We start from the raw sequence: 10,896 nt of genomic DNA, 5'->3' as shown, positions 1-10,896 counted from the left end.
GCGCGGTTCAACGAGCCGCAACGCGCGTTCGAGGCCTCAGTCGACCAAGCCGAAAAGTGCGTCCTGGACCAGGCGCTGGGCGGCCATCGCATCCTGCCGTTCCTGCGCCTCGGCCAGAGCCGGCTCGTCGAGCCGGTCCAGCGCCCGGTAGATCCGCTTGAGGATCTGGATCGAGGTGCGGGCCGCGTCGACGCTGTCCTCCCGGAACGGGAACTGGTCGAGCTGCCACACACCCTCCCACTGGTTCTTGCGCAGCACGTGGAAGAACTCGAAGATCTCGGTCAGGTGCACGGTGCCCACGACCAGGTCGTCGTCCCAGCCGCGCAGGTTGTCGTTGACGTCCATGCCGAAGAGCTTGCCGTGATGGCTCGCGATCGACCTCGACCAGGACACCACCTACAAGCAGTACATCGCGCCGTACTGGCCCAACGTCAACGTGGTCATGAACAACAACCAGTACAGCGCCTTTGCGTACAACTGGACGATCCGCGTGCCGGATCCGCTCAAGCCCTACTACGAGGCGCAATTCCAGGACTCGATGATCCGCACGCAGCCGTGCCTACAACGATGCCGCGGTGCCATCGATCTCGGCATTCCGGCCGTGCCGTGCCGCCGCAAGTACGCCATCCGCGAGCTGGTCATGTTCTACGGCAATTGTTCCTGACCCCGCGGAACACGCCTCACGTTCGGAGCGCGCTGGCTAACGCGGCATTAGACCCAACGAGGAGGAGCGGACGATCAGCTGGGGAACGATGACTTCCCGGCATGCTTGTGTCCTGCCCCCGAAACGCTCGAGGAGTAGCTGCGCGGCCAGCTGCCCCATCCGCTCACCCTCCTGGTCGACGCTGGTCAGCTGGATGAGCGGATGACTGGCGATGCGGCTGTTGTCGTAACCACAGACGGCGATACCTCGGGGGTCGAGGCCGAATTCGGCGATGGCTCGTAACACCCCGAGAGCGGCATCGTCGTTGCCGGCGAAAATGGCCGTAGGTCTGCTGCCGGCCTCAAGCGCAGCTCGCATCCGCTCAGCTGCGATTCGCTCGTCGAACAAGGCAAGGACGACGTCGATCTCGTGGGCGAGACCCGCCTCCTTCATGGTCCTCTCGTACGCGGCCCGCCGCAGTGACGGCGGGGTGGGCGCGTTGATGACCGGATCGTCATGGGTCACGTGCAAGATCGCGGTGTGCCCGTTTTCGAGTAGATGCCTCATCACCTGTTCGGCGCCGACGGTGTCATCCCCGACGACCGTGTCGTAGTAACGAGTCTCGTCGTGACGGCCCAGCTCGACCAGCGGTGTCCGCTTCGCGTACTCCTCCAGCCAGGCCGGCTCGACCATCGGCGACAGAGCGATGACGCCGTCGACCTGCCGGTCGGCGAGGGCCTCCAACGCCCGCTGACCGCTGCGGTGGGCGGCATCGGCGGCGGCCAGGATGAGCTGGTAACCCGATCCGTCGAGCTGCCGCGACGCGCCGGCGAGGACGTCGTCGAAGAACGAGGTCCTCGAGATCGGCACCATGATCCCGATCGTCGATGTCGTGCCCCGCATGGCCCGCGCGGCGACGCGCGGACGGTAGCCGAGTTCTTCGATCGCCCGGCCCACCCGGGCCCGCATGTCGTCGCTGACACCGTAGGCCTCTCGCAGCACTTTTGACACCGCCGCGCGCGAGACGCCCGCGGCCTGCGCGACGTCGTCGATGGTCGGCCGCCGCATCGAAGGGCCCACCGGTCACCTCCTGATCTGCCGTGGTCGGCCAGCCAAGTCTGTCATTGCACGAGTGTTGCCAGGTCTTGACAGTTGTATCAGGCTCGTTAACTCTGTAGATCGTTGCACACACGTTTCTTCGGCCCGGGTGTAGATCGTTCTACTCATCGTCCGCACATCACCGGGCGTACCGCGTGAACTTTCCCCTCACCACACCGCCAGGAGGTGCACATGCATAACGGAAACGCCATCCGAACCCGGCGAACACTGACCAGTCTGGCCGGACTGGCCGGACTTGCTCTGGCGATCACAGTCAGCGGCTGCAGCGCCGGCAGCCTGGGAGACTCCGGTAGCGACGGCAAAACGACCGTGACGTTGCTGGCCGACAACGGCGCGGGCACCATCATCTCGACGGCACTGGCCAAGGCGTTCAACGCCTCGCAGTCCGGCGTCGAGGTAAAGGTAGAGACCCGCCCCGGCGGCTCGGACGGCGACAATCTGGTCAAGACGCGACTGTCGACCAATTCGATGGCTGACGTATTCCTCTACAACACCGGGTCGCTTTTCCAGCAGATCAATCCCGGGCGCTACCTGCAGCCACTCGACGCGGACGTGACGAGCAAGCTCGCGGACAGTTTCACTCCCCAGGTCTCCGCGGGCGCCCAGGTCTTCGGCGTCCCGATCGGCACGGCCAACGCCGGCGGCATTCTCTACAACATCCCCATCTACCAGCGCCTCAAGCTGAAGGTCCCAACGACCTGGGACGAGTTCATCGCCAACAGCCAGAAAATCAAGGCGGCCGGCATCGACCCGGTAATCCAGACGTACGGTGGCAGCGACACGTGGACGGCGCAGCTGCCGGTGCTGGCCGACTTCCACAACGTGGCGGTGGCCGACCCGTCCTTCGCGCAGGACTACACGGACAACAAGGTCAAATTCGCCACCACGCCCGCAGCGCTGGCCGGGTTCCAGCACCTGCAACAGATCCATCAGCTGGGACTGCAGAACAAGGACTACGCCGCCGCGACCAACGCCCAGGGCCTGACCGACCTCGCCATCGGCAAGGGCGCCCAGTACCCGATGCTGAGCTCGCTGCTGTCGACCCTGCAGCAGAACAACCCCGACAAGGTCCAGGACATCGGCTTCTTCGCCCAGCCCGGCAACGATCCCGCGACCAACGGCGCCACCGTCTGGAGCCCGAACGGCCTCTACATCCCCAAATCCACCACCGGCGCCAAGCTCGACGCGGTCAAGAAATTACTCGCCTACGCCGTCACTCAGCCGGCTTGCGACGCCGAGTCGAAGGCGGCTACGCCGACCGGTCCTTACCAGGTCAAGGGCTGCACGCTGCCGGCCGACGTGCCGCAGGTGACCAAGGACGTCGCCGCCTACTTCGACAGCGGCAAGACCACCCCGGCACTGGAGTTCCTCTCGCCCGTCAAGGGGCCCAACCTGGAGAACTTCTGCGTCCAGGCCGGCTCCGGCATCGCCGACGCGCAGAAGGCCGCGAAGCTCTACGACCAGGACGTCACCAAGCAGGCCCAGCAACTGGGCCTCAAGGGCTGGTGATGGGTCGCGGCAGCCGGCCGGCCGGTGTGGCCGGCCGGCTCCCGCAGCCGGAGGAGACGAGCACAACCACCGTCGTCCCCCCGGCTCGCGGGCCTGCTGAGGCGGGCGCGGATCGCTCTCACCGGCGGAAATCGCCCTATCCGTACTGGTTCTACGTTCCCGCCGCGGTCATCTACACCGCTCTGTTTGTCGTTCCCACGTTCGCGTCCTTCTACTTCAGCCTGACGCGGTGGACCCTCGACTCGTCCCAGTTCATCGGCCTGGACAACTACACCGAGTTCTTCCGCGACCCGCAGCTCGTCAAAGGCCTGATCAACACCTTCATCTACGCCGTGCTCACCTCGGGAGCCAAAGTCGTTCTCGGCATGGCGCTCGGGGTCCTGCTGACCAGCCAGGTCGTCGGCCGCGGCTACCTGCGGTCGGTCGTCTTCTTCCCCGTCCTGGTCAGCACGGTCGGCGTCGGCATCACCTTCCAGGCGCTGCTCAATCCGTTCTCCGGCATGGTCAACGACACCCTGCGCTGGGCGCACCTGCCGGCGCCGGGCTGGCTGACCGACCCGTCGCTGTCGCTCTACTCCGTCGCGTTCGTCGACATCTGGAAGGGAGTCGGCCTGGCGACGGTCATCTACATGGCGGGCATCGTCTCGATCCCAGCGGAGTATCGCGAAGCCGCTCGCGTCGACGGCGCCAACGCCTGGGCCTCGTTCCGGCGCATCACCCTGCCGCTGCTGTGGCCGGCGACCTCGACCGTCATCATCCTGTCGTTCATCGGCGGCCTGCGCTCGTTCGAGCTGATCTGGGCCATGACCCGAGGCGGCCCCGGCTTCAGTTCCGACGTCATCGCCTCGGTGATCTACAAGCAGTACCAGGCCGGGTTCTACGGCCTGTCCACCGCCGGCAACGTCATCCTGTTCGTCATCGTCACCGCCCTCGTCGTCCCGCTCAGCCGGTGGCTGGCCCGCAAGGAGGTGGAGCTGTGAGGCGGTCCTCGCGCGTCGTGCTGGGCACGGTGTCGATCCTGGCCAGCGTCGTTGTCTTCGTCATCCCGTTCGCGTTCATCGTGCTGCAGGCCGCCAAGACGGCCTCCGAGGCCTCGCAGCTTAAGTTCTCCTGGCCCGGCAAGGTCGTCTTTCTCGACAACATCCGCAGCGTGCTGACCACCCAGGACTACATCGTCGTCATCGCGTTCATCAACAGCGTCGTGCTCACCGTGGCCAGCGTCGCCGTGCTGGTCGTGCTCTGCGCGATGGTGGCCTTCGTCCTGCAGCGCCGGGTAACCCGGGCTACTCCCCTGCTGAACTTCCTCGTCTTGGCGAGCCTGATCGTTCCGCCCGCGGTCGTGCCGACCATCTGGGTCCTGCAAGGCGTGCATCTGTTCGGCACCCTGCCGGGGCTCATCCTGGTCGAGGTCGCGTTCGGAATCTCCTTCTGCACCCTGCTGTTCCGGGCCTTCATCGGCACCATCCCCCGCCAGCTCGACGAGGCGGCCCTGCTGGACGGCGCTTCACCGCTACGCCTGTTCTTCCGGGTCATCCTGCCGCTGCTGCGACCGGTGATGGTCACCGTCATCGTGGTGCAGTCGGTGGCCGTCTTCAACGACTTCACCAACCCGCTCTACTTCCTGCCGGGCAGCCAGGGCGCCACCGTGCAACTGACGCTGTTCAACTTCCAGAGCCAGTACAACACCTCGTTCAACCTGCTGTTCGCCGACATCCTGCTCATCACCGTGCCGCCGCTGATCATGTACCTGTTCTTCAACCGCCAGATCGTCGCGGGCTTGACATCCGGCGCGGTGAAGGGCTGACATCGACATGGGAGTATCTCCAAAAGTGACAACTTCCGACGTACCGTCCGGCCTGCGGGTTCAAGGACAGCCGCACCCGCTGGGCGTCGACGACCCCCGGCCGGTACTGAGCTGGTCCCTCGATGACGATGTCGCCGCCTGCGAGGTCGCCGTCCACCATGACGGCGACCTCATCTGGACCTCACCGCCCGTACCGCCCGACGAACGAGAAATCCGCTACGGCGGCCCCTCGCTGCGCAGCCGAGCGGAATACACATGGCGGGTCCGGGTGCGGGCAGACCCGACCTCGCCGTGGAGCGAACCCGGCCGGTGGGAGATGGGCCTACTCGCCGGCGACGACTGGTCGGCCCGCTGGATCTCGCGTCCGGTTCCGGCCGCCCAGCGCACCGCGCGTGCCACGACCTCGGAAACCGTTACGTGGGCGACGGCCGGGGACGGCCTCGGCCAGCGATTCACCGCGACCGGGCCGATAACCGGAGTCAACCTTGACCTGGCCAGCCCGCCGGACGGCCCGGCTACTGTGGTGATCCGGCTGCTCTCGGCCTCGGGCGAAACCGTCGCCGAGCGCACGATCGTGCACAACATCCAGCCGTGGGAGTGGTTCGGCGCGTTCCTCGACCTCACGCTGGCCCCCGCCCCGGCCGGACGATATGAGGTGCACGTCGAGGTCACCGACGGGCGCGCCGGCTGGTGGGGCAGTTCCGACGTTCCGGCCACGGGCGCCGACGACGGCGTCTCCCCACGTCCCCTGCTCGGACCGGCCACCACCGGCCCGGCCGGCAACACCAGCGACGCGCCGGGCACGCGCAGCGTCGGCGTCGAGACGGCCCCGGCCGCCAACCCGCTGTTTCGCACCACGTTCGGCGCCGGCAACGTCATCCGGGCACGCCTGTACGCCGCCGGCCTCGGCTACGCCAGCTTCCTGCTCAACGGGACGCCCGTCAGCGAGGCCGTGCTCGAACCGGCCCAGACCGACTACGCCGCCACCGTCCTCTACCGGACTTATGACGTCGGCGCGCTGCTGCGGGACGGCGAGAACACGCTCGAGATCCGGACCGGTCGCGGGTTCTACGCCGCCCGCGGCGCGAACACGTGGGGCTGGAATCTCGCGCCGTGGCACCGCGAACCGGCCGTACTGGCCCAGCTCGAGCTCGAACATCCCGACCGCACCACGAGCGTCGTCGCCTCCGACCGCACCTGGCAGACCGCCGCCGGGCCGATCGTCAGCGACATCCTCTACCAGGGCGTCACCTTCGACGCGCGGGCTTCGGTCACCTCGTGGACGCCAGCCCCCGAGGTCGCCGCGCCCGGCGGCACGCTGAGAGCGGCCGTCCAGCCGCCGATTCTCCGGGCCGCCGAGTTGGCACCGGAGGCGGAACACGAAGTCGGCGCCGGTGTCCGAACCCTCGACTTCGGCCGCACACTGGCCGGGTGGGTCCGGCTCACCCTGTCCGCCACAGAGCCGGGCGCGTCGGTCGAGGTGGCCTACGGCGAGTACGTCGACGACGACGGCCGCGTCGTCTGCCGGAATCCGCTGGCGGCGGGAACCGCCCAACGCGACCTCTACCTGGCCGCCGGTGACGAGGACGGCCGCGTCTGGGAGCCGGAGTTCAGCTACAAGGGGTTCCGCTACGTCACCCTGACGATCACCGGAGGCCTGCGCGTCGAGGAGGTGCAGGCGGTGCCGCTTCGGGCCGCCGTCGCGCAAGTAGGCGAGTTCGCCTGCAGCGACGACACCCTGACCTGGCTGGATGCCGCGACCTCGCGCACTTTCCTGAACAACCTGCACGGCATCCCGACCGATACGCCGGTGTACGAGAAGAACGGCTGGACCGCCGACGCCCACCTCATCACCGAAGCCGCACTGCACCACAGCGACCTGCGGTACGCCTTCGGCAAGTGGATGAACGACCACGCCGACGCCCAGGAGCCCAGCGGGTCGGTGCCCCAAATCGTTCCCAGCCCCGGCTGGGGCCGGCGTCTCGACCCGGCCTGGAGCGGATCGACCGTACTCATCGCCTGGGACCTCTACCAGGAGTACGGCGACCTCGACGAGCTACGCGCCCGGGCACCGATGATGCGCGCCTACACCGACGCCGCCCTCACCATCGCCGAGCACGCCGGCTGGCTGTGGCCGCTGCACAGCTGGGGCGACTGGCTGGCCCCCGGATACATGTTCTCGCCCGAAGGCCCCGTGCCCACCGCGACCCTGGCCCTGGCCCACATCGTCGACCGCATGGTCGACGTCAGCCGGACACTGGACGACACCGCCGGCGTGCGCCGCTACACCGAGGCGTTCACCCGCCTCGCCACCGCCTACCACGCCGAGTTCTTCGACACGAGCACCGGCACGTACCGCTCGACGGAAGGTGCCGGCTACCGGCAGAGCATGAACGTCCTGCCGCTGGCCTTCGGCACCGTCTCCGAGGCCGATACCGCCCGCGTCGTCGCGGGTCTCGTCGGGAACCTCGCCGACACCGGCGGTCATCTCAACTGCGGAGCGCTGACCGCGAAACACCTTCTACCGGTACTCAGCACGCACGGCCGCGACGACCTGGCGCTGACCGTGGCGACCCAGCCGACCCGGCCGGGCTGGGACGTGTGGCGGACCAGCGGATCCGACACCCTCTTCGAATCGTGGGACGCCAACGCGCGCTCGCACAACCACTACTTCCTCGGCGCCGCCGCCTGGTGGCTGCACCGGCGGGTCGCCGGTCTCGTGCCGACCGCGCCCGGATGGCGGCGCGCCCGGTTCGACCCCCTGCGTGACAGCCGCGTGACGTGGGCCAGAACCAGGCACCGCACCGCGCGCGGTGACGTCGCGGTCGCCTGGCAGCGCGACGGAGCCAAACTCGCCGTCGTGGCCGACGTCCCGGCCGGGATGTCGCTGGAGGTCTCCGGGCCCGGTGCGGAGGGCGACGTGGTCGGCCGCGGCCACCACGAGTTCCGGCTGGACCTCGCATGACCGCCGGCGGATACGACCTTCTCGTCGCAGCGCCCCGCATCGGACCGCTGCTGGGTGAACACTTCGTGCCGGTGTCGCGCCCGGCCCTCTCCTGGCGCGTCCAGACAGAAGTCAGCGGCTGGGTCCAGCGCCGGGCGTTCATCCGGCTGAGTCACAGCGACCGTGACCAGGAATTCGTCGTCGAAGGGGCGGCCAGCGTCGCCGTGCCGTGGCCGTTCGCCGAATTGCGCCCACGCGAACGCGGCGCGGTTCAGGTCCGGGTCGAGGGCGGCGACGGCCGATCCTCCGATTGGAGCCCGGCAGCACAGTTCACCGCGGGCTTCCTCGACCCGGACGAGTCGCCCGCCGCCTTCGTCGGCGGGACCGCGGACGACAGCCCGGTGCTGCTGCGGGCGGCGCTGGACATCAGCCGCCCGGTGCGGCGCGCCCTGCTGTACGCGACGGCGCTGGGCGTCTACCAGGTCGAGGTCAACGGCCGGCCGGTGGACGACGCGGAACTCAAACCCGGCTGGACGTCCTATCAAAGGCGCAGCACCCTCGAGACCACCGACGTGACCGACCTGATCCGCGCTGGGGAAAACGTCGTCGGGGTCCGGCTAGCCGGCGGATGGCTCACCGAGCGATGGGGTTTTCGCGACGCCGCCCGCCGCTTCTACCAAGGGCCGCCGGCCGTCGCGGTGCGCCTGCATCTGCAGTACGAGGACGGCACCGCCCGGTGGTGGGACGGAGTAGGCGATTGGCGCTGCCGGCTCGGTCCGTCGGTGTCGGCGAGCCTTTACCAGGGCGAAACCTACGACCAGCGCGGCGAGATACCGGGCTGGAGCAGCCCCGCGTCCTCGGCGGACGGATGGGAGCCGGCAACGCGCCGCGACGGCACGCCGCCGGTCGCCGCCCCGCGCACAGCACCGGAAGTGCGGGTCGTGACCCGTCGGCCGGTGGTCGACGTCCTGACCACACCGAGCGGCAAGACGGTCCTGGACTTCGGTGAGAACCTCGTCGGCGTCCTCCACCTACGGGTCGACGGCCCGGCCGGCACCGAGGTCGTGCTTCGGCACGCCGAGGTCCTGGAGCACGGCGAGATCGCCACCCGCCCGTTGCGTAACGCCGCCGCGACCGACCGGCTGATCCTCGCCGGCACCGGCCCCGTCGACTGGCGGCCGACCGCTACCTTCCACGGGTTCCGCTACGCGCAGGTCGACGGATGGCCCGGCGAGCTGCGGCCGGGAGACATCGAGGCCCTGGTTCTCGCCAGCGACCTCGAATCCACTGGCGGATTCACCTGCTCGTCCGAACTGGTCAACCAGCTCCACGACAACGTGGGGCGCAGCATGCGCGGCAACTTCCTGTCCATACCCACGGACTGCCCGCAACGCGACGAGCGGCTCGGCTGGACCGGCGATATCCAGGTCTTCGCCCCCACCGCCGCCTTCCTCGCCGACTGCTTGTCCTTTCTCGCCTCGTGGCTCGCCGACGTCCGGATCGAGGAGGACGCCGCCGGGGGTGTCGTCCCGATCGTGGTGCCGGCCGTTCTGCCGGAGAGCCGGCGGCTGTTGGAGCCGATCGCGGCGTGGGGTGATGCCATCACCGTCGTGCCGTGGACTCTCTACGACCGCTTCGGCGATCAGGCGGTGCTGCGCGACAACTACCCGGCGATGCGCGCGTGGACCGACGTCCTCACCGCCCGGGCCGGGAGGACGCGGCTGTGGGACAGTGGCCACCAGATCGGTGACTGGCTCGACCCGGATGCCCCGCCGGACCGGCCCGGCGCGGCCAAGGCCGATCCGGGCCTGGTCGCCACGGCCTACTTCTTCCGTTCGGCGCAGATCACCGCCGAGACAGCGCTCATCGCCGGGACAGCCGAGGAGGCCGAACGGTACGCCGTACTGCGTGACGAGATCGCCGAAGCGTTCCGCCACCGATACGTAACCCCGAGCGGCCTGATGGTGTCCGACGCGCCCACCGCGTACGCGCTGGCGCTCGGATTCGGCCTGGTGACCGATCCGGAGCGGATGGCCGCGATGGGCGGCCGCCTCGCCGAACTCGTTCGCGCTTCGGCGTATCGGATCTCCACCGGGTTCGTCGGGACACCGCTGGTCTGCGATGCCCTGACGATGACCGGGCACACCGCGGCGGCCGCCCGGCTGCTGCTGCAAACGGAGTGCCCGTCCTGGCTGTACCCGGTGACGATGGGCGCTACCACCGTCTGGGAGCGGTGGGACTCCCTGCTGGAAGACGGCACGGTCAATCCCGGGGAGATGACGTCGTTCAACCACTACGCGCTCGGCGCCGTCGCCGACTGGCTGCACCGCGTCGTGGCCGGCCTCGCCCCGGCCGAGCCCGGCTACCGGCGTCTGCTGATCCGCCCCACGCCGTTGCCCGGGCTGGACCACGCCGAGGCGTGGCACGACACCCCGTACGGACGGGCCGTGAGCGGCTGGCGCCGCCGCGACGACGTGATCGACTTCCACGTCACCGTCCCGCCCGGTGCGGCGGCGCACGTCCAGCTTCCCTCGACGGACGTGGTCGAAGTCGGCTCCGGCGAGCACACCTGGACCATCACCGCCGACATCGCTCCCGGCATGCAACGCGAGTGGTCACTCGACAGCGATCTGGCCGACGTCGTCGACGACCCGCAGGCCTACGCCGTCGTGGTAGACGCCCTCGCCGGCCTCGACCCGCAACAAGCGGCAGCTTTCCGCAAAAACACCCGGTTCGTCCGCGGTACCGCACTGCGCAAGCCGCTCGAGAAGATACCGCGACCCCTGATCGCGGAGGTCGAGCGACGCCTCGCCGAGCTCACGCGCGTACGACAGGCACCGTGACCGGCGGATCCCGGCCCTCGGCAGCCGGTGTCCG

Annotated in this window: 8 protein-coding genes; 6 read left to right on the top strand and 2 right to left on the bottom strand. The window is 68.9% G+C overall.

Annotation, left to right across the window (positions count from 1 at the left end):
- Window positions 1–36: 36 nt before the first annotated feature.
- A complete protein-coding gene (locus tag AB0M88_RS51460; RefSeq protein WP_364115376.1) occupies window positions 37–345 on the bottom strand; it encodes a hypothetical protein in 309 nt (102 codons plus the stop codon).
- Window positions 346–442: 97 nt separating this feature from the next.
- Here AB0M88_RS51460 and AB0M88_RS51455 point away from each other — a divergent pair, with 97 nt between their 5' ends.
- Window positions 443–664, top strand: a complete 222-nt coding sequence (locus AB0M88_RS51455) for a hypothetical protein (RefSeq protein WP_364115374.1) — start codon at window positions 443–445, stop codon at window positions 662–664.
- Window positions 665–700: 36 nt separating this feature from the next.
- Here the strand turns inward: AB0M88_RS51455 and AB0M88_RS51450 are convergent, their stop codons facing one another.
- A complete protein-coding gene (locus AB0M88_RS51450; RefSeq protein WP_364115372.1) occupies window positions 701–1,723 on the bottom strand; it encodes a LacI family DNA-binding transcriptional regulator in 1,023 nt (340 codons plus the stop codon).
- Window positions 1,724–1,933: 210 nt separating this feature from the next.
- Here AB0M88_RS51450 and AB0M88_RS51445 point away from each other — a divergent pair, with 210 nt between their 5' ends.
- From AB0M88_RS51445 to AB0M88_RS51425, 5 genes are read left to right on the top strand one after another with little or no spacing between them, the layout of a single operon-like run.
- The gene (locus tag AB0M88_RS51445; protein WP_364115370.1) at window positions 1,934–3,271 is read left to right on the top strand and encodes an extracellular solute-binding protein; all 1,338 of its coding nucleotides are present in this window, start codon (window positions 1,934–1,936) and stop codon (window positions 3,269–3,271) included.
- A complete protein-coding gene (locus AB0M88_RS51440) occupies window positions 3,271–4,251 on the top strand; it encodes a sugar ABC transporter permease (protein ID WP_364115368.1) in 981 nt (326 codons plus the stop codon). The genes AB0M88_RS51445 and AB0M88_RS51440 overlap by 1 nt, the downstream gene beginning before the upstream one ends.
- Window positions 4,248–5,075: a carbohydrate ABC transporter permease gene (locus AB0M88_RS51435; RefSeq protein ID WP_364115366.1), complete on the top strand. Its 828-nt coding sequence runs from the start codon at window positions 4,248–4,250 to the stop codon at window positions 5,073–5,075. Before AB0M88_RS51440 ends, AB0M88_RS51435 begins: the two co-directional genes overlap by 4 nt.
- A gap of 25 nt (window positions 5,076–5,100) precedes the next feature.
- Complete coding sequence (locus AB0M88_RS51430) at window positions 5,101–8,040, top strand: family 78 glycoside hydrolase catalytic domain (protein WP_364115364.1); 2,940 nt, start codon at window positions 5,101–5,103, stop codon at window positions 8,038–8,040.
- Window positions 8,037–10,862: a family 78 glycoside hydrolase catalytic domain gene (locus AB0M88_RS51425; RefSeq protein WP_364115362.1), complete on the top strand. Its 2,826-nt coding sequence runs from the start codon at window positions 8,037–8,039 to the stop codon at window positions 10,860–10,862. Before AB0M88_RS51430 ends, AB0M88_RS51425 begins: the two co-directional genes overlap by 4 nt.
- The last annotated feature ends 34 nt before the right edge of the window (window positions 10,863–10,896 follow it).

It is taken from the genome of Actinoplanes sp. NPDC051411 (genome assembly GCF_040682075.1).
GTDB lineage: Bacteria > Actinomycetota > Actinomycetes > Mycobacteriales > Micromonosporaceae > Actinoplanes.
This window is presented reverse-complemented; position numbering and strand designations above follow the sequence as displayed.

What these genes read in the sequence shown, in the direction of transcription:
- AB0M88_RS51460 (WP_364115376.1), bottom strand. Translation starts at nt 345, where the DNA reads ATGGACGTCAACGACAACCTGCGCGGCTGGGACGACGACCTGGTCGTG.
- AB0M88_RS51455 (WP_364115374.1), top strand. Translation starts at nt 443, where the DNA reads ATGAACAACAACCAGTACAGCGCCTTTGCGTACAACTGGACGATCCGC.
- AB0M88_RS51440 (WP_364115368.1), top strand. Translation starts at nt 3,271, where the DNA reads ATGGGTCGCGGCAGCCGGCCGGCCGGTGTGGCCGGCCGGCTCCCGCAG.
- AB0M88_RS51425 (WP_364115362.1), top strand. Translation starts at nt 8,037, where the DNA reads ATGACCGCCGGCGGATACGACCTTCTCGTCGCAGCGCCCCGCATCGGA.
- AB0M88_RS51445 (WP_364115370.1), top strand. Translation starts at nt 1,934, where the DNA reads ATGCATAACGGAAACGCCATCCGAACCCGGCGAACACTGACCAGTCTG.